Genomic DNA, 18,972 nt, shown 5'->3' with positions numbered 1-18,972 from the left:
TCATTATTATCTCCGATGATTCACTTTTACTTCCTCAATCCGCGTATGTGCCAGTTGGGGGTGCGGAATGTGGGTTATAAAGCTTGTTTGTACTGGTTAGATATTGTCGTAATACCCGGCCCTACGGAATTATATTGTTTCCCAATTCCCAATTCCCAATTCCCAATTCCCAATTCCCAATTCCCAATTCCCCATTCCTAATGACAACTGACAACTGACAACTGACCAATCTAATCAAATACGCTTAGCCGCAAAGTTTTAGCTATTTTTTCTAACAGAAATAAGCTACCGATAGAATTTCCGTCTTTATCCAGGGGCGGACTGTAAAAGCCGATCGCCCCCTGGCCCGGAATTACCGAAAGCATTGCCCCGCTAACTCCCGACTTAGCCGGCAGTCCTACCCGCAGCGCCCAGCGGCCCGATGCTTCATACAAACCGCAAGTTGCCATCAGCGCTTTGACAGTACGGCAGTTTTCCCCCATTGCTCGATCGCCACTATTTACCAAAACCATCCCCAGCTTAGCTAAATCCTCCACAGTTCCCGACAAACAGCAGACGCGATTGTAGGTTTCTAAAGCAATTTCGGGATTTTGAATGTAACCAGATTCTACCATTTTCAAGGCGAGATTCCAATTGTTTTGATTCGGATTTGTCGTCACTGAATCGAGCATTAACTCGTCAACAAATAACTGACTGTTTGCCTGTTGATTTAACCAAGTTCGCAAGTTTTGACAGCGCGACACAGCATTTTGACCGGGAATCAAAGACGCTAGGGCGATCGCCCCGCTATTAATCATCGGGTTTCTCGGCTTCCCTTGGTCTATTTCGAGTTGAGTTAGGGAATTGAAAGGCAGTTGCGAAGGCTCGCAGCCAACGCAGTCAAATACCCTTTTTTCGCCCAATTCGCACAGCAAATAAAGCAGCACAAAAGGCTTGACTACACTCATCAGCGGGAATGTTTGAGCAATGCTACCCCAGCTCATAATTTGCGCGTCAATTGCCCGAATTTGCACGGCAAACCCTTGTCGATCGGCTTGCGCTAGGAGAGGTATGTACGCAGGGATTTGACCCGATTTACTGCGATTAATTGCCTCTTTTGCCCAAGCTTCCAGTTGTTCGGGTTGCAGGCAAGATAGTTTGCTAGTGGATATTTTCACTCTCGATTATTTATATGTTTTGAGATTTTAGATTGGCATTCCTGGCGCGATATTGAGCCAGAAACCCCGTTTATTAACAGAATTGCGTCACTTGGGCCGGCTGGAAGCAACCGGGTTTTTTCGATGAGAGTAAGTGCGCTCGATCTTGAGGCGGTTGACGTTTGGGCGCGCCGGGAGCAAATAAATTTATTGAGAATTTTTCATAAAAAACCTGTAGTTTGCATAAAAATCTCCCTTTCACCCGGATATATAAGTAGCAGCTTCAAGGCAAGGCTGCTATCTAAAACAAACCAGCACTAGCTGGAAATGCCTTCAGATTCTTATGTTTAAGCCCCAGGAAGGGGCGGGGTGCATATTTAACTTAATTCTTTCAGAGTTCGCGAAATCCTGTCCGGAAAACCCCCGAACCTTTAAGAATGTACTATCCAACCGGATTCACCAAAACCAGGATAAAAAAATGGCAGACGAACCGAAAGCAGAAGCACCAAAGCCCGCTCCCATGATTTTTAAGGGTGTGTGCAAGGAGGGAGTTCTCAAAGGCAAAGAAATTGAAGGCAAACTAGACATCAAAGTCAACGTCGAATCTGTCAAAGCGGCAGAAGCACCGCCCAAAAAATCCCAGTGGGAGCCAGTTATCTTTTGGGTATTGTTTGCATTTATGGCAAACTTGATTGTCGGCGACCCCGCCGGAATGAGAAAAAACAGCTCCCCACAAAGGTCTCATTCTCATCAGATTTTAAACCAATCTGGGGAGCAGTCGCTGTTGCCTAAGAAAAACACCAGCAACTTGCCACTTTAGGCCCTGGGAGCCTGCCAGCCTCGCAAATAGTAATAGAAAGACCCGAAATATTCATCGAATACTCGCGTCGTAGTTACCAAAGCTTCTGCACTAGGCAAAAAATCTCCCGCGTCTAAGCGGAGTCTACTAGATCTCCCTCCTGATGTGGGTTGAAAAGTGTAGAAGTCGGTAGCCCTAGGAATCACCTGGATTCCCATATTCGCAAAAGCGAGGCTGGCACGGCGCATCTGAATCGCAGATGTTACCAGGATTACTTTCCGCGGGGCGCCACGGCTGTCGAGTATCTTTCTCACTTCTTCGGCGCTGGTGCGTATGTTGCTGCCGTTATCGTCGAGAACGATACTGCTGCGCGGCACGCCCATGTTGTTTGCCAGCAAAGTCTCGATATCCTTCGCTTCCCCAACATAACCCTCCAACTCTGGTCTGGGGCCAGCGGTAACTATGACCATCGGTGCCACTTTTTGGCGGTACAAAACGGCTGCATAGGGCAGGCGATTGCCTGTATCTGTTAGTTGAATCGCCACTCGGTTGGGGATGTGGGGCTGAGTGGTTCCCTTGCCCAGCAGGACGATCGCCGCTGCGGTTTCGTCGCAGCAAGCTGTGCGGACGGCTGCGGCGGCGTCACGTTCTGCTTGCTCGGCGAACCAGTAAGCGACAACTGGCATACTCGAAAGGATCAAAACTAGCAGCGCTGCCAGGATCATTCTCGGCGCCGGGTTGCGGATGCCCCCGTTTGTGATCAGCGCCGATGCAATCACCAGCAGCGTGATGGAAAAACCCAGCGGCTTAAAGAAGAAGGCTATGAGCCCGAAAATCGCGGCTCCGACCGGAGTGTCTGGTGCAAAAAAAGCTAGGATCAAAAGGCTGATCAGTAGCAAAACGCGCAGCCGGTCTAATAACGGATTGTCTTTGCCTCCTGATTGATCCCACCACGATTTGATCAGTGAGAACAGGAGGAATAGAAATAGAATGCGAGCTAACAGTTCTGGCATCTTGCAATATTCTGTGTCTTCATAAATTAGTACGGAAGTGTGGAAACGAGCGCTAATTTAGCTGCGGGAGGAAATACGGGCATCGGTGGGTTTTTAACTTTCGCGAATAACGCAGTCCGATCGCATTTATCCTGATGCTCGCTTCCGGTCAGCTATCAACTATTGGTTGCAGGGTGAAACCCGCTACTTCCAGTCACAGATTGCTGACAGTTAATTGGTAATTGATAACTGGTAATGGTTGATTGGTAATTGGTAATGGATCGAGCACGCCACAGGTGGAATTGACAATTCAAGCCTGCTTTGTTCTGCCTACTTTTTTCCCCATTACCTGTTACCGATTCACCAATCCCAATTTATCGGCGCTTCAGTTGATTCCGAATTGCCTGCGTTACCGTTTGAATTACTTTAACACGAGCATAATACTTGTTATTGGCCGCAATTAGCGTCCAGGGAGCTAGCGGCGTGCTGGTGCGCTGAATCATTTGATTCACCGCCACTTCATAATAATTCCACTTTTCCCGATTTCGCCAATCTTCAGGAGTGAGTTTGTATTGTTTAAATGGATTGTTTTGCCGCTCTGTAAACCGCTTTAGCTGTTCGTCAGGACTGATGTGCAGCCAGAATTTAACTAAGACACACCCGAAACTGGTGAGTTGCTCCTCAAATTCGTTGATTTCCTGATAAGCTCGGCGCCATTCGGGTTCGGTGGCAAATCCTTCGACTCGCTCGACCAGCACTCTACCATACCAACTACGATCGCAAATGCTGATCTTACCAGCAGTCGGCAGCCGCTGCCAGAACCGCCAGAGGTAGTGATGCGCTTTTTCTTCGTCTGTCGGGGCCCCAAAGGTATTAACGATGTAACTGCGGGGGTCTAATATGTCCGTCAAGCGTTTGATTGCTCCTCCTTTACCGGCGGCGTCCCAACCTTCAAACATCACTAACACGGGGATTTCCTCTTCGTAGATGCTTTGTTGCAGTTTGCCAAAACGGGTTTGTTCCTCGCGAAGTTGCTGTTTGTATTCGTCGGGCGACAGCGATTGAGTTAAATCTACTTGGGCCAGCAAGTCTGGTTCGGTGGGTTGCAAGCTTTCTTGAGGTGGCAATTTCACGGGTGCAGATTGCATCGGCAGTCTGTCTAAGGCTTCTGTAATTGTCGCTGCCATTTGCGTTAAAACTTTGACTCTCGCCCACCGTTGACAATCGCCTTCTACTAGCGTCCAAGGTGCTGGGCCCGTGCCGGTTTGGGATACCATTTCTTCGGCAAAAGTTGTGTATTCTTCGTATTTTTTGGCTTGTTTCCAATCTTCGGGTCGCACTCGCCAAGCTTGTAATGCGTCATCTTCTAGTTTTTTGAGCCGATGCTTGAGTTCTTTTTTGCTCAGGTGAATCCAAAATTTGGCAATTGCGGCGCCGTCATCAACCATCTGCCGCTCGAAGGCGTTGATTTGCCTGATGGCTGTCGGTACTTCTGCCTCGGAGACTCGATCGAACAATCGGTCTTCTAAAACATGAGTGTACCAACTGTGGTAGAAAAAACCAATTTTGCCGCGGGCGGGGAGTTTCTGCCAAAACCGCCATAGGAAAGGATAGCCCATTTCTGCATCTGACTGCGGCCAAATCGGGTGGACGGCAAACCCCCGCGGGTCCATGTACCCTACCATTTTTTTGACTAAAGCACCTTTGCCGGCGGCTGCCCAACCTTCGAGGACGATAATTGCGGGCAATTTTTTTTCCCTGCAGGCCAGTTGGAGCGATCGCAACTGCTGCATTAAAATTTCTATCTTGGCATCATAGGTTTCTTTATCCAGGGAGATATCTAAATCGAGGTTGTCGAGCATATTTACCTCATATTAATCTGTAAAAAACAGTTTAACGTTAGTTTAACGTTTGGATAAAATTAAATCCTCAATTCAGGGGAAAACGTTATAAAAATTACAGTTACGGCTGGTTAAAAGCCGGATAGCTCTTGCAATCACAGGCCCTCCTCGTTAATACTAGCAAGAATCCCTGGATTTCCAACTTGCCAAAAAAAACAGCTCAGGTTATAGTTGAAATAGGGAACTTTTAAATAAGTTCAACTTCTCCCCTCCCCCGATCGGGCGAGTTAACAGGAGGAGCCAAAAATCCCTTAAAAAGGATTTCTTGTAAAAAGAGCAAAAGTAAAAATCAACTACCCGGTGGGGGTGACAACTTCTTTACTTAGCTGTAGAAACTTTATTCAAACAATAGTAGTTACTTAAGCACCAAGCTTGGTAACGAAAGAGAGCGCGACTCATCGACATCCAGCCATAAACTCCAATACAAAACTAGCCCAAAAGGGCAAACCAATTTTTATGATTGCGCTATAAGATAAAACCTGAAAGCCTGGGTGATATAAACAGGTTTCTGAGTTTTATCGACACCATTCTCAAATACTAAAAGCGGTTTAGGTGCGGTCACGCGAACCCTCCCCACAAGAACATTTATTTCTTGTGGAACAGGCCGGAAAGCCTGTTACTGACATTTGTCCAAAATGTCTGAATTACTGTACTTGTTTGCCAATACCAACTAAGAGGAACAGTCCGAAATTACGGATTGCAAGTTTTTTATGAATATCTTGACAACACGCTCCTACAAGGGCGAAACTGACTGGTGCGCGATCGCCAATTTGATCGATGCTTGCGAAGCAGTCGATCGACTCGGCGAAGAAGTCTCAGCAACTGAACTCAAGCTAATACTTGATGCACCCAAACTCGACCAAGCCCGCGACGTGCAGTTGTGGGAAGATGGTAATTACAAACTAATCGGTTTGTCACTCCTAGATATGCCAGATTCCCCGGCTGAAATAGACGCTTCTTTGTGGTTTTATGTGCATCCAAATGTCCGTGGCGAAGGATTAGAAAAAGACATAATTAAGTGGGGCGAAAAGCGGCTGCGCGAAGTGGCGAAAGAACGCAATTTGCCCGCAAAATTGCGTACCTACAGCCGGGAGGACAAAACCGATGAGATGCGGCTGTTAGAGAAACAGGGCTTTGAGGTCGATCGCTATTTTTGGACAATGGCCCGATCCCTCGCCGAACCCATTCCCACGCCCGAATTTCCCGCAGATTTTGCGCTGACACACGTATCAGGAGAACAAGACATCCAACCTTGGGTAGAGATGTTCAACCAGTCATTTATCGATCACTGGAATCACCACGATTTAACTGCGGAAACCGTGCGCTACTGGATGCAAGACGCCAATTATCAGCCGGAATTAGATTTAATTGCTGTTTCGGGCGATTCCCTGGGGGATAGCTTCGCTTCACGCAAATTTGCTGCTTTCTGCGACTGTCAAATCAAACCCCAAAAAAACGCCCGCAGCGGCACAAAAGACGGTTGGATTGAATTGTTGGGTACGCGGCGCGACTTTCGGAAAATGGGTTTAGGAAAAGCGATGCTATTAGCTGGTTTGCATAAGTTGAAAGCAGCGGGTGCAAACACAGCTAAACTCAGCGTTGATGCTGACAGTTTGACGGGGGCGACAAAGCTTTACAAATCAGTCGGTTTCCGCCCGATAGAAACTTGGATCGAATGGGCTAAGACAGTGTAAATTCGTTAGGGTGGTCAGAAACCGGGTTTTTGCGAGATACTGCGTTACAGTCGGCAGATTCGGTAAAAAACCCGGTTTCTTTGGTTTTTGAAGCGTACTGGGCGGATATACGCAGATGGACGCAGATTAGGATACAGTTTGTTTAGTTACTTCTACATAAATATGTTCTAACCGCACCGGATACCGAGCAATTGAATCAATAGAAATCCCGTCGAACAGCAAAATAATCTCTTTTAATTCTAAACGTTCCGGCAGCCAAAAAGCTAAATCGCTACCGTAGCGGCGGGGGATGAAACTGTATTTTTGAGCGCGGGCGATGACTTCAGCTTCTTCGTCGGTTTTTACCACGATAATTTCTTGAGCCGGAATCAGTTTTTGCAACTCTTCTAAACTACCTTCAGCTACAATACTGCCATTCTTTAAAATCCCAATTCTTTGACACAGCCGCTCAGCTTCATCCAACAAGTGAGTTGTCAGCAAAATTGTAATTCCTTCCGATTGCAAGCGCTGAATTAATTCCCAAATTTCATAGCGCGCCTCAATATCTAAACCCGTTGTCGGTTCGTCTAAAATTACTAATTTAGGTTGGTGTACCAAAGCCACTGCAATATTCAAGCGGCGCTGCATTCCTCCGCTCAAAGTTTCCACCGGGCTTGTAGCTCTATCTGTCAAATTTACTGCTTTCAAACAGTGCCTTACTTGATAGCGCCGCTGTTTCCGCTCTAAGCCGTAAATTTGAGCAAAAAAGTTGAGGTTTTCTTCGCAGCTAAGGCTTTTGTAAAGCAAATTTTCTTGGGGCGCTACACCGATTAAGGATTTTGTAGAGTCAGAAACAGGTTCGCCATTAATAGAAACTTTGCCGCTGTCGGCATTTAGCAAATTGCATAAAATATTGATCGTTGTAGTTTTGCCCGCCCCGTTTGGCCCGAGCAAACCGTAAATTTCTCCAGCTTGAATGTGCAGTGTTAAATCTTGAAGCACTGAACGTTTGCCATAGGACTTATTTAGCTTTTCTATTTGTAGCACTGCTTGAATTCTCCGTATTATTTTATATATTTACGGTTGTTTAGGAACGATTAAACCGCAGAGAGCGCAGAGGGCGCGGAGGAAGAGAAGAGAGAGATGAATAATTATGACATAATGAGATAGTTTTAAAGTCTTCTTTCTACTCTCAGCATCCTGCGGTAAGAAAGCCATCCACCTACAATCATGGCAATAGAAAATATGAATAAATACCAAAAGTGTTCTGCAATATCAGCCAAATCTTTGCCGTCAGCCCACACGCCCATCAGCGCTTCGTTCATGTGATAAATTGGATTGTACTGGGCGAGTTCCAGCAGACTTTTGGGAAACAGCGAAGTCGGCAAAAATGCGCCTCCTAAAATCAACAAGGGGACGCCGAAAGCTGCTACTAGGGAGTTGACATCTTCAGTGCGCCTCGCAAACTGGGTGCCGAGAATAAAGCCTACACCTACATAAGATACAATACTGAGTAAAATAATCGCACATCCTAGCAGAATAGAGCCTTGAAATTGTGCTCCTAAACAAGAGGCGATCGCATATACTAAAATTACTTGTCCGATGCCGATGCAACTGTGGGCCAGGAAAATTCCTAAAAAGTAGGAAGTGCCACTCAGCGGGGAAATAAACAAGCGTTTGAGGGTATGCTGTTCTCGCTCTGCTACTACTGTTGCTACGCTACCACCGAGACAGCTAAAAAATAAAGCTGCTCCTACTAAGCTTGCAGGTGCAGCAGTTTCAAAAGCTTTTGCTGTGCTGAGATTAGCCCGTTCTTTTAAAATTAAACCGTTAATTAGCAAGATAGAAACTGGAAATATACTCCACAAGACTAAGCTGCGCCGGCGCCTCCCCAATTCAATTAAAATCCGCTGTGCTACTGCGAGGGTTTCGTACCAGTATTTCATAAGAAATTTATTAGTATTGTGAGAGTGGGGAATTGGTAATGACGCCACCGCATATCATACCATATAGCAATCCTTGCAGGAGTTGTAAATTTTTTACCCCACCCCAACCCTCCCCTTATCAAGGGGAGGGAGTAAGAAGTTCACAAATGATTTAGGATTGCTATAGAGATGCCAATAAGTTTAGCTCTCAATAAAAAACCCGCAGACGCGGGTTTTGTGATTTTAGAGGGATAGGTTTTAACACCCGTTAAAAAAAAGAAGGGAATTGTCACAAATTCCAAATCCATATCTAATCAGTTATTCCCAATCGAAAATCGAAAATTGTCTAACTTGTCACCCTCTGTCGCTGCTCTCAATTAATACTAAAGTTTTTACCTCTGTAGCATCCTTGAAAGGAAGTTAAACTGGTGCTGTTTCTCTGTTCCAATTTAGTCACGAGGGAAGAAGTATTGGAACTGTCAGGGGTAGCACCCCACTTGTAGATAAAGTCGCCGAGATTGTCTCCGGTTTCTTCGTAGCTGTGCTCTTCAATTGGAATTCCCGAAACTCCTGAAACAGTTTGGTTGTGGTATCCGTTAACGATGATTTTTTCGATAACGGCTCCCGGTTCTGCGGTAATGTTCCATTGCACGGGTTCGTAGGCTGAAAGTGCGAGAATTATGGGCTTGTTTCGACGTTCTACTTTGACTTCGATCGCACTTTGTGATAAATCTCGGTTCTTGTGATCCGCATTGGCTTCGTAAACGCCTATTAAATGAAGTTCTTTATTTCCGCTTGAGGAACCGATATAAGCTGAAAAATCGTCGGAACCGCCAAGCCCGCAGTTGGCGCCAGAACTAATTGGGGAAATAAAAGCTGTTTTTTCGGCTAGTTTCTGCTGCACCGCCGGCACTACCCACAATCCGGTTCCGATGCCTAAAGCACCTATCAAAGCGGCCGCGATACCGAAAGGAAGGGCATTTGTCAGGTTGCGAACAACTGGTTTGGCTGTTAGTTGAGATAGCGTTTGCTGCCAAGTTTCACCAGTTTGTCGATCGGCATTCCCGCCATCGAGACAGGCCAATAAACCTAAACTTTCCGGCTGTTCGAGCAGACTTTGAACCGTTTTCCCTTCGCCGACGTAGAGATTTCTAGTTTCGGTGTCTAAAAGCAGCCAGTAGCGATCGCCCTTGCCGAGGTTGTACTCTTGTACTGCAGGATCGACTAAATCGTGCTGCAAAAACACCAGCCAAGCCATATTATTGCCAGTGCCGACTGTTTTGCCGTCGCTGGAAATAAGTTGGTCGATGTCGGGTTCCCAGCGCCAAGCTACCCAGCGACTATCTCCTCGATAGCCGAGGGATTTTTCTAGTTGCGGATGAGCGGTTATTTCTAAGCGTTGAACTAAGTTTGACACTAGATTTCCTCCTCAAGTGTGATCGGGTCTAGAGCAATTTTGTTCCAATTTATTAAAACAAATATTTTGCTCATGAAGAGCCTCCGAATAATCGGGTTAATTTTGTCTTGCTAATGTTATCAGCCGGTACTTTCCAAACCACACGGGCTTAACAAAAATATGCCTGTTGAATGGTTTAGCTTGAGAACTTGGAGCTGGCGAGCACCCGCCTGGTAATAATTTTAACCTGTGCTGATAACTAATCCTGTTACGGATTAAAGCTAGCTATGTATCACTGCTTCTACCTGGTTGGCCAGTTCTAAAAGAGTGCTTAGCCCATAGCGTCTACAAGTTCTTAGCTTAACTTTTATTTTGCTACTCTGCTACAAAATATGCCGATCGCACCTGACATCAATATTATGCAGGCAAATAAATGTTCCGGCTTTCTCGCCGCTGAAATATCCCTGAAAAAGAGAACGTTTCCGAGAAACCCGGTTTCTTTAAAAGTTCTGACACTTCCCTTATTACTAGCGGGGGCCATCAATCGCATCTCTAGTCGGTGCAAGGCCTCCGGGGCTAAAGGAACTCGGCGGCACTCTCGGAAGATTGAGATTGCGATTGGGAACTAAATCGCTGTTGCTGTCGCCAGCAGTTCCACCCGTGGGAGACGCACTATTATTGGGATTGGTACTCGGCGCAGTTCCCGGATTGAGATTATTCTGATTGGTATTCGGCGCAGTTCCCGGAGTGGCATTATTGGGAGTAATATAGGGCGAACTTCCCGGATTGAGATTATTGGGATTGGTACTCGGTGAACTTCCCGGATTGGCATTGGGAGTACCTGCGGGCGAAGTTCCCGGAGTGGCGTTGGGAGTACCTGCGGGCGAAGTTCCCGGAGTGGCGTTGGGAGTACCTGCGGGCGAAGTTCCCGGAGTGGCATTGGGAGTACCTGCGGGCGAAGTTCCCGGATTGACATTGTTGGGATTGTTCGGATTTGCCGTGTCAGCAGGAGTAGTTATCGGCGTGCCGACAGCATCTCTGGTGATGGCGTTGGGGTTCGGGGGAGGAGGCGGAGTGCTTGCATTGGGGTTATTTGCAGGAGCATTGCCCGCAACCGGATTAGTGTTTTGGGGAGCAGCATTGCTGCCGCACAAGCTGACTAAATCAAAAGTTGTGCCACCTCGGGTTTCGATGAAGCAAACCGGCACATTTACTTGGGGGTTTGAGGCTCTGGGAAAATCGGCTGTTCCCGGCATGGGACGGCTAAAGGCAGCTTCAGCCATCAGTGGGGTCAAGGCCGCCGATAGAGCGGCGATTGTTCGCAATAATCTCATCAGCGTTTCCTCAAATGTTAAAGTTTATTTTCTCCAGTATTGCCCATACAATGCCAAGTGTCGTCACTCTAAAAGCCGATCGATCTTTTTGACAACTGCTTCTACAGGCCCACCCCTGGCTAAAACATCTCGCGAACGCAGAAAGTACAGGTAGAAAAAGGCTAAGTGCAAAAGTAGAGCATCCGTTGCCCTTCTTCCTTGATATTTTTAGTACCGAATTCGCGGGTCAACGTAAGCATTCAAAATATCAATTACAATGCTGGCAATTACAACTATTGCCGCAAAAAACACCACAATACCTTGAACAGTTGGATAATCCCGCAAGCTAATCGCTTCGTAAAGGCGATTTGCCAACCCCGGCCAAGAAAAAGTCACCTCTGTTAAAATAGCACCGCCCAACAGTGCAGCAAAAGTCAATCCTAAGACAGTAATCACCGGAATTAGTGCATTTTTCAGAGCGTGAGCCCATAAAATCTGCAATTCGGGAATGCCTCTAGCTCTAGCTGCTTCGACATAATCTGCTTGCAAAGTTTGCTTGAGATTCACTCTGACAATCCGCTCGAAAATGCCGCTCAAAAGAATCCCCAACGTCAAACTCGGAAGAGCCAAATAATGCAAAGATGTGAGAAACTGACCAGGGTTAGCGCTCAGGAGACTGTCAATAGTGTATAGTCCTGTGTAGCCTTCGGGGGCGGGGAATGTGACGGGAAAGCGAGTTCCCAAGGGAAACCATCCCAACTGCACTGCGAAAATTAATTGCAAAACCATACCGGCCCAAAAAGCCGGCAGCGAGTAAGTGATAATGCCAAACAAACGGCCGACAGCATCGAAAATAGTGTTGGGGCGGGATGCTGCCAGGGAACCGATACTGATGCCGACAATTAAAGCTATGGCCATGCTACAAACTGCTAATTCGACTGTAGCGGGGAAATAATCTCCGATAATTTGCCACACGGTTTGTCCGCGAGTGGTGATGGATGTTCCCAAGTTCAGACTGAATAAGTCTTTCATGTATTTGAAATATTGCTCCCACAGGGGTGCGTCGAGGCCGAGTTGAGTTCGCATTGCTTCTTTGGCTGCTGCGGGAGCTCGTGAGCCGAGAATGGCATCTATGGGGTCGCCTGGAGTGGCCCGCAAGAGCAAAAATACTGCTGTGGTGATTGTCCACAACATTAGGGGTGCTAGAAGCAAGCGGACAAAAATATAAGATTGCAGGGCTTTGGAACGAGACATAATATTTGGGAATTGCCAATTGGAAATTGGAAAGAGACAGTTGAGTGGATGTTACTTACATCTTGCACTATTCTCAAGAACAGGCAAGATGCCTGTTCCACAACAGATAAATTTTATTGTGGGCCGTTGCTCAGAGCAACGGCCTGAAAGGATGATTGAGAATGGTGCAATATCTCAGTTTTAGCGAAAAAGTCGATCGACTTTTTCGCAATTGGCGATTTTCCTATTCGCCCAGCAGTGATTCAAATGCAGCTTGCAAAGACTTGATATCGCCTACTCTGGCTACTAACAAGTTTTCGCTGCCGGCATCCTGCAGCCTGTGTCTCCAATACTGGATGCTATCAGAGTTGTTCATCCAGAAACTAATCACGGTGTCTACAACTCGATCGACATCCCAGCCGCGGTTAGGAGAAACTGTCTCTACGGATGCCACAAACGCATCGAGAGTGCACTTTCGGTTTGCCAAGTATTCTACACCGGACGGCTGCTGTTGTTGCAGCAATTCCTGCTGCTGGTTAAAAAATGTTAAAGTTGGAGATACGCCCAGGATTTCAAATGTATAGTTCATGTCATCCTCCAGAAGTATTATTTTGCCAAAATATTGATCGTCCAAAAAAGCCAAAAACGCTTTACTTTGCTGGCGTTGATGAAATGCAGATGCTTCAATTATCCTCTTTGTAGTCGATCTGGATTTTGGCGGCTTATCTTATTAATAGCAAATTTTTTAACACGAGATTGTCACAGAATTTACATTTGTCCTGGGACTGTAGAAAAAATGAAAATAAAATTTTTATTAACCAGGCGTAAGGAAGAGAATGCCCACCAGGAGAAAGTGAGCTTATTTTAGATTAAAAAGTTTAGATTAAAAAATTGAATAATTGGCAATGACTGATGACAACCAGGGTGGGCAACACGGGCCTAAAGTTGCTTTTTTTACGGGCTGTGGCTTTTTTATCGGGAGTCTGCAGAGCGATCGCCACATTCAGACAAGTAGTGGCATGATTAATATTACAAGTTTTTAGAGTAGCGGTGGAAACCTCAGCCCCGTTTTGAGCAGTCGGTCACTGCACTTCACTATGTGTGTACAACGTTGTAACTTATATCGAGGGTGATTTTCACTGAGATATTGCACCATTCTCGCTTAACAGGCTTTTCGGGCCTGTTCCACCAGAAAATTCACTCTTTGACAGAACAGGCCGTCCAGCCTGTTCATAAAAAGCTTATTGAGAATGGTGCAACATTTCAGTTTAAGCGACAAACGATACACAAACCTGGTAGGTGTCACAATATTGATGTTATTGAAAAGTCTGAGCAGTTGTGTGATGAAAAGCTCGCCCAAGATGTCACTAAGCCTAGTCTTGTTGATACCGCTGGTGGTACAAATCTCCGTAGCAGTCGGCGTGACTGGATGGCTTTCGTTTCGCAACAGCCAGAAAGCTGTCAATGACCTTGCTACGAGGTTAAGCTTGGAAGTTGCAGCGAGGACGAAAGAAAATTTCCGCAGTTTTGGGGATGTGTCTCACCTGTTTCTACAAATGAATACTGCTGCGATCGCCTCTGGCAACTTAGACCCGGAAGACTTCCCCAACTTAGAGCGCTATTTGTGGAATCAGACCAAGCTGAGCGATCGAACTACAACCATCTACTACGGCGACGAACAGGGCAGATTCCTCTTACTCAAGCGAGAAGCAGAAGACTTAGTATACATCAGAGACGAATCAACGGCTCCCAACCGCGAAATTTATCGCCTCGACAGCCAAGGAAATCGCACTGAGCTCATCCAAACCGCCGGCTATGACCCCCGTACAAGACCGTGGTACCAAGCTGCCAAACAGGCAGGAAAACCCACTTGGTCTCCGATCTACGTCTTCACGGCCTCGCCAGTGCTCGGCATTACGCCGGTGATGCCTATTTACAATGAAACAGGAAACCTGCAGGGGGTACTGGCAATTGACCTGACTCTTTCTCAAATCAGTGATTTTCTCAAAAGCATCAAAATTAGCCCGTCGGGACAAGTTTTTGCGATCGAACGCAGCGGGGAAATAGTCGCCAGTTCCACAGACGAATTGCCCTTTGTCACCGGCCAAGACGGACAAAAACGGCTGTTGGCGACACAGAGCAAAAATTTGCTAATTCGATCGGCTTCGACATACTTGCAACAACGATTTGGTAGTTTTGAACAAATTGACAGCAAAGGACAGTTTACCTTCGAGATAGACGGCAAACGTCAATTCATTACTGTTGCTCCCCTGCAAGACGGCCGCGGCCTCGATTGGCTGATTGTAGTCGCAATCCCGGAAGCCGACTTTATGGAGCAAATTAACGCTAACACTCGCACAACTATCTTATTGTGCTTTTTTGCCTTCGTACTGGCGATCGTCCTCGGAATATTTACCTCTCGCTGGGTTGTCCAACCGATTACCCGATTGTTGCAAGCTTCCAAAGCTTTAACAAAAATGTCTGAGTCATCCGACTTCACCTCCCCAGAATTAGACGGCGAAGTCGAAGTTCAAGGAGTCAAAGAACTCGGTCTCCTAGCTCAGTCTTTCAACCAAATGGCGAGACAATTGCGATCGTCTTTTGTTGCCCTAGAAAAAACCAACTCTAGTTTAGAACAGCGAGTAGCAGAGCGGACTGGCGAACTCGAAGCAGCCGAAGCAGAATTGCGGGCTTTGTTTGCAGCTATGAACGAATTAATTATAGTTGTGGACTCCACCGGCCGCTATTTAAAAATCGCGCCCACAAATCTTTCTCTGCTCTACAAACCAATCGAAGAATTAGTTGGCAAAACAGTCACAGAGGTATTTCCGCAAGCTACATCAGACAATTTTCTCAACCACATCCGAGCAGCTTTAGATACTCAGCAAACTGTCAGCATTGAGTACGATTTAACGATTAACGACCGCGAAGTTTGTTTTGCAGCAAGCATTTCACCGCTTTCAGCAGAATCCGTCATTGTGGTGGCCCGCGATATTACCGAACAGAAGCGAGCGGAATCCGTGCGGCGCCACAGGCAAAAACAATTGCTCAAACAAAATACGGTTTTGGTAGAATTGGCAAGAAATAAAGCGCTATATCGAGGCGATTTGCAAGTAGCTTTGAGGCAAATCACCGAAGCGGCGGCTCATACCCTACAGACAGAAAAAGCTGGCGCGTGGCTATATGATGAGAGTCGATCGAAACTGCAATGTCTCGACCAATTTCACCGCAGCAACCCGCACCATTCCCAAGGTGCCGAACTCGCAGCAGCAGACTATCCAGCTTATTTTAAAGCTTTGGAAGAACACCGGACGATCGCAGCCGATGACGCTCTCTCAGATGTGAGAACCAGAGAATTTGTGGAATCTTACTTTTCACAAGTGGGTACTACATCAACCTTAGATGCGCCGGTGCGGCTGGGAGGACAAACAGTCGGAGTTATCTGTATCGAACAAGTGGGAACTCCTCGTAACTGGACATTAGAAGAACAAAATTTTGCTGCTTCCCTGGCAGATTTGATATCATTGGCGATCGAAGCCAGCGAGCGCGATCGTACACAAAGCGCTTTGCGTCAAGCAGAACAAAAATATCGTAGCATCTTTGAAAATGCAGTCGAAGGCATTTTTCAAAGAACCCCCGAAGGCCACTTCTTGAGCGTAAATCCAGCTTTAGCCCGCATCTATGGCTACGCCACTCCCGAAGAATTGACATCAAATCTCACCAACATCAAACAGCAAGCTTACGTCAATCCTCAGCAGGGCGACAAGTTTATGCGGGTGATGCAAGAATTCGGACAAATTTCGGGGTTTGAGTCAGAAGTTTACCGCGTTGACGGCAGCGTAATTTGGATTTCCGAAAGCGCCCGTGCAGTGTGTGACGCCAACGGCGAGGTACTTTACTATGAAGGCAGCGTCGAGGATATTAGCGATCGAAAAGTCTTTGAATCCGCCTTGCAACTCGCCCTAGAAGCAGCCGAAGCCGCTTCCACCGCAAAAAGCGCATTTTTGGCAAACATGAGCCACGAACTGCGAACACCTCTGAATGCCATCATCGGCTACAGCGAAATGCTCCAAGAAGAAACCGCAGAATTGGGTTACGATGAAATCACCCCAGATTTAGACAAAATTCGCACTTCCGGCAGACACTTGCTATCGCTAATTAACGACATTCTCGACATTTCTAAAATCGAAGCAGGCCGCATGGATCTTTACTTAGAAACCTTCGACATCGCCGCCTTGATTGAAGAAGTAGCATCCACCGCCGCGCCGCTAATTGAAAAAAACGGCAACACTCTCAACTTGCACCAAATTACGAATATCGGCACTATGCACAGTGACATTACCAAAGTGCAGCAGATTTTATTAAATTTGCTGAGCAATGCCGCCAAATTCACTCAAAACGGTACAATTACCCTCACCGCCAGCCGAGAAAAAATTGCGGGTGACAGCAGCGAAGGAAAACAAGAAAACACTTCTGAACCTGCGACAAGTTCTCAATCTTCAATTGCTAGTAAAGAATTTTTAGTTATTAATTGTATAGATACAGGAATTGGGATGACTCCCGACCAGTTGCAGCATATTTTCCAACCCTTTACCCAAGCAGACGCTTCCACCACGCGCAAGTACGGCGGCACCGGTTTGGGACTAGCCATTAGCCAGCGTTTTTGCCTCATGATGGGTGGTCATATTTCAGTAAAAAGTCAGGAGGGTGTTGGTTCTACTTTTACGATCTGGTTGCCAGTTAATCTGCAAAATTAGGGTGGATGGCACACGCAGCATTCAATTTCAGAAAAAAAGAATGCTGGCGCACCTTACAAAAGAAGTTCCCCTAAAAAAAGGGGAATACAAACCAAGTAGGGAAACTAAAAGTAAACATAACCTTGTGTTTAGGTTTTATTTTTTACTTTTATCTTACTCATTACGGCTGTGTACTTGGGTTAGATTCTCCATTCACCACTCCCGTAGTATCTATCTGATCGGCGAAATCTTGTTTTCCAGTTTCAATAAACCATTTATACTGCTCAAGCGTTTCGGGACGAGCACTCTCCAAACACATTTTTCTCCAGCGGGATGCCTCTTTTGTATCTTTTTTTTCTTCCAGAACATCTTCTAGCAAGCAATAAGCCATCCCTCCACCGAGCTGTTTTCCTTCAATTGCTTGGTCAATAGCAACTGCTTGTCGGATTTCTTTTTCAGCCGCTTGATACTGTTTTTGTTTGAGCAGTATCCAGCCCAAGTTTAGATGCAGTTCATAGTTGAGTTGAGAATCTTCTTTCCTAACCCGTTGTAATCCCATCCGCAGTAAAGTTTCAGCGGTAACCCTATCGTTTTTACTAATATAAACGCGACCTAAATTATTAAAGGCGCGAGCCTCCCCTAGGTTTAACACTTTTTCATATTCCTTCCTCGCTAAATCTATAGATCCTAAAGATTCGTAGATTTGTCCCAAGGCAATTGGAATCTCCCAATTATTGGGGTTTATTTTGGCCGCTTGCTCGTATTTCCCTTTGGCTTTTTCCAGTAAACCTCTTTCGTAGAGTTTTTTTCCTTCTCGATAGTTCCAGTCCCCAATCCGAGGCAAAGAGTTATAGACTCCCACAGAAGCCAACAATAACATTGCGGTAATACCCAAGGTTGCTTGACTGTGAAACTGCGGAGCAATATTGAGTTTTTTGAGGATATTTTTAATCTGTTCTTGTCCTGTGTCCTGCAAGGTGTGGATTACCGTCAGAAGCAACCCTCCTTGTCCCAGCAGACCAAAGCTCTCAGCGAAGCTGATTCCTCCCGTGGCAAAGAGTTGAGCGAAGGTTGTCATATAAGCCGCTACCCCTGCCAATCCCGCGATTGTCAGCCCGTTGAACAACCAATCTAAGCGATTTGAGGGGGAAACTTCCTCGTGGGAAGTCGGTTCGAGGAACCACCACCAAGCTTCTGGGGAGGGGTGAAATGTAGCTCGCCATTCTGCTAATTTTGCTCCTCGGGCGATCGCATTGGCTTGTTGTTTCAGGAAGTTGTCTAATTCGAGTAGTTTAGCCAAACTTTCCACAGAAAGCTGGGTTTTCTCGCTGAGTGCTTCTTTGATGGCATCGCGAGTAACTAAAATATGGAGAATGGCTATTTCTGAGGGTTCAGACTTGGCCAATTTTAGGTGAGCGAGAGCATCAGTATATTGAGCTAAGGCAAATTCTAATTTCACGATCGGACTTGAATAATTAGTAGATTCCTGAAAAAAGTTTACCGCAAATTGCAGGTATATACTTTAAGAAAATTGTACCCCACAGTTGCAGCAAATTTTCCAACCCTTTACCCAAGCAGACGCTTCTACCACGCGCAAGTACGGCGGCACCGGTTTGGGACTAGCAATCAGCCAGCGTTTTTGCCTCATGATGGGCGGCAATATTTCAGTAAAAAGTCAGGAGGGTGTTGGTTCTACTTTTACCATTTGCTTACCTGTTAATCCTTAACTAATCTTGGTATTTTTGAGCTATCCTTGTATTACCAAATCTCGTAGGGGCGGGTTCACCAACAATCTGTGGTTCACATCCAAAATATTCATAAACCCGCCCCTACCAAACCAATTAAGCCTGATTGCAGAACAATTTTTT

At 46.2% G+C, this 18,972-nt stretch carries 14 protein-coding genes and 1 pseudogene; 5 read left to right on the top strand and 10 right to left on the bottom strand.

Annotated features, from left to right (window positions below; translation table 11 throughout):
- Nucleotides 1–201, top strand: a 201-nt coding sequence (locus QUB10_RS25305; RefSeq protein ID WP_333205968.1) for a hypothetical protein, incomplete at its 5' end; no start/stop codon positions are given.
- Nucleotides 202–230: 29 nt separating this feature from the next.
- On the opposite strand, the gene glsA is transcribed toward QUB10_RS25305, so the two are convergent.
- Nucleotides 231–1,157, bottom strand: coding sequence for a glutaminase A (gene glsA / locus QUB10_RS25300; protein ID WP_333205967.1), 927 nt, complete (start codon nt 1,155–1,157; stop codon nt 231–233).
- A gap of 457 nt (nt 1,158–1,614) precedes the next feature.
- On the opposite strand from glsA, the gene QUB10_RS25295 reads away from it, so the two are divergent.
- On the top strand, nt 1,615–1,956 hold the full coding sequence (locus QUB10_RS25295) for a hypothetical protein (RefSeq protein WP_333205966.1): 342 nt from the start codon (nt 1,615–1,617) through the stop codon (nt 1,954–1,956).
- Here the strand turns inward: QUB10_RS25295 and QUB10_RS25290 are convergent.
- Nucleotides 1,953–2,948 carry a YdcF family protein gene (locus tag QUB10_RS25290; RefSeq protein ID WP_333205965.1) on the bottom strand — a complete coding sequence of 332 codons (996 nt, stop codon included), beginning with the start codon at nt 2,946–2,948 and terminating at the stop codon, nt 1,953–1,955. The two genes, QUB10_RS25295 and QUB10_RS25290, sit on opposite strands and share 4 nt — an antisense overlap.
- A gap of 353 nt (nt 2,949–3,301) precedes the next feature.
- Nucleotides 3,302–4,789 (bottom strand): polyphosphate:AMP phosphotransferase, encoded by a 1,488-nt coding sequence (gene pap / locus QUB10_RS25285; protein WP_333205964.1) that lies wholly within the window; start codon nt 4,787–4,789, stop codon nt 3,302–3,304.
- A gap of 749 nt (nt 4,790–5,538) precedes the next feature.
- Between pap and QUB10_RS25280 the strand changes: the two genes are divergently transcribed.
- Entirely contained in the window at nt 5,539–6,522 is a 984-nt protein-coding gene (locus tag QUB10_RS25280) for a GNAT family N-acetyltransferase (protein WP_333205963.1), read from the top strand.
- 126 nt (nt 6,523–6,648) lie between these two features.
- Here the strand turns inward: QUB10_RS25280 and QUB10_RS25275 are convergent, their stop codons facing one another.
- The 6 genes from QUB10_RS25275 to QUB10_RS25250 all read right to left on the bottom strand — a co-directional run bounded on the left by QUB10_RS25275 (nt 6,649) and on the right by QUB10_RS25250 (nt 12,957).
- Nucleotides 6,649–7,548, bottom strand: coding sequence for an ABC transporter ATP-binding protein (locus QUB10_RS25275; protein ID WP_333205962.1), 900 nt, complete (start codon nt 7,546–7,548; stop codon nt 6,649–6,651).
- A gap of 125 nt (nt 7,549–7,673) precedes the next feature.
- Nucleotides 7,674–8,447: an ABC transporter permease gene (locus QUB10_RS25270; protein WP_333205961.1), complete on the bottom strand. Its 774-nt coding sequence runs from the start codon at nt 8,445–8,447 to the stop codon at nt 7,674–7,676.
- 352 nt (nt 8,448–8,799) lie between these two features.
- The gene (locus tag QUB10_RS25265) at nt 8,800–9,843 is read right to left on the bottom strand and encodes a hypothetical protein (protein ID WP_333205960.1); all 1,044 of its coding nucleotides are present in this window, start codon (nt 9,841–9,843) and stop codon (nt 8,800–8,802) included.
- A 506-nt stretch (nt 9,844–10,349) separates the two neighbouring features.
- The gene (locus QUB10_RS25260) at nt 10,350–11,156 is read right to left on the bottom strand and encodes a hypothetical protein (protein WP_333205959.1); all 807 of its coding nucleotides are present in this window, start codon (nt 11,154–11,156) and stop codon (nt 10,350–10,352) included.
- Nucleotides 11,157–11,363: 207 nt separating this feature from the next.
- Nucleotides 11,364–12,389, bottom strand: a complete 1,026-nt coding sequence (locus QUB10_RS25255) for an ABC transporter permease (RefSeq protein WP_333205958.1) — start codon at nt 12,387–12,389, stop codon at nt 11,364–11,366.
- 223 nt (nt 12,390–12,612) lie between these two features.
- Nucleotides 12,613–12,957, bottom strand: a complete 345-nt coding sequence (locus tag QUB10_RS25250) for a hypothetical protein (RefSeq protein WP_242721486.1) — start codon at nt 12,955–12,957, stop codon at nt 12,613–12,615.
- A gap of 754 nt (nt 12,958–13,711) precedes the next feature.
- On the opposite strand from QUB10_RS25250, the gene QUB10_RS25245 reads away from it, so the two are divergent.
- Nucleotides 13,712–17,125, top strand: a complete 3,414-nt coding sequence (locus tag QUB10_RS25245; protein ID WP_333205957.1) for a PAS domain S-box protein — start codon at nt 13,712–13,714, stop codon at nt 17,123–17,125.
- A 160-nt stretch (nt 17,126–17,285) separates the two neighbouring features.
- On the opposite strand, the gene QUB10_RS25240 is transcribed toward QUB10_RS25245, so the two are convergent.
- Complete coding sequence (locus QUB10_RS25240; protein ID WP_333205956.1) at nt 17,286–18,563, bottom strand: tetratricopeptide repeat protein; 1,278 nt, start codon at nt 18,561–18,563, stop codon at nt 17,286–17,288.
- 82 nt (nt 18,564–18,645) lie between these two features.
- Between QUB10_RS25240 and QUB10_RS25235 the strand changes: the two are divergent.
- Nucleotides 18,646–18,831 (top strand): annotated as a pseudogene (locus QUB10_RS25235) (ATP-binding protein); the annotation flags it as partial.
- Nucleotides 18,832–18,972 lie beyond the last annotated feature (141 nt).

Source organism: Microcoleus sp. B5-D4 (assembly GCF_036705145.1).
Taxonomy (GTDB): Bacteria; Cyanobacteriota; Cyanobacteriia; order Cyanobacteriales; family Microcoleaceae; genus Microcoleus.
This window is presented reverse-complemented; position numbering and strand designations above follow the sequence as displayed.

Coding starts and splice junctions, on each gene's coding strand:
- QUB10_RS25295 (WP_333205966.1), top strand. CDS start 1,615: ATGGCAGACGAACCGAAAGCAGAAGCACCAAAGCCCGCTCCCATGATT.
- QUB10_RS25290 (WP_333205965.1), bottom strand. CDS start 2,948: ATGCCAGAACTGTTAGCTCGCATTCTATTTCTATTCCTCCTGTTCTCA.
- pap (WP_333205964.1), bottom strand. CDS start 4,789: ATGCTCGACAACCTCGATTTAGATATCTCCCTGGATAAAGAAACCTAT.
- QUB10_RS25280 (WP_333205963.1), top strand. CDS start 5,539: ATGAATATCTTGACAACACGCTCCTACAAGGGCGAAACTGACTGGTGC.
- QUB10_RS25270 (WP_333205961.1), bottom strand. CDS start 8,447: ATGAAATACTGGTACGAAACCCTCGCAGTAGCACAGCGGATTTTAATT.
- QUB10_RS25260 (WP_333205959.1), bottom strand. CDS start 11,156: ATGAGATTATTGCGAACAATCGCCGCTCTATCGGCGGCCTTGACCCCA.
- QUB10_RS25255 (WP_333205958.1), bottom strand. CDS start 12,389: ATGTCTCGTTCCAAAGCCCTGCAATCTTATATTTTTGTCCGCTTGCTT.
- QUB10_RS25250 (WP_242721486.1), bottom strand. CDS start 12,957: ATGAACTATACATTTGAAATCCTGGGCGTATCTCCAACTTTAACATTT.
- QUB10_RS25245 (WP_333205957.1), top strand. CDS start 13,712: ATGAAAAGCTCGCCCAAGATGTCACTAAGCCTAGTCTTGTTGATACCG.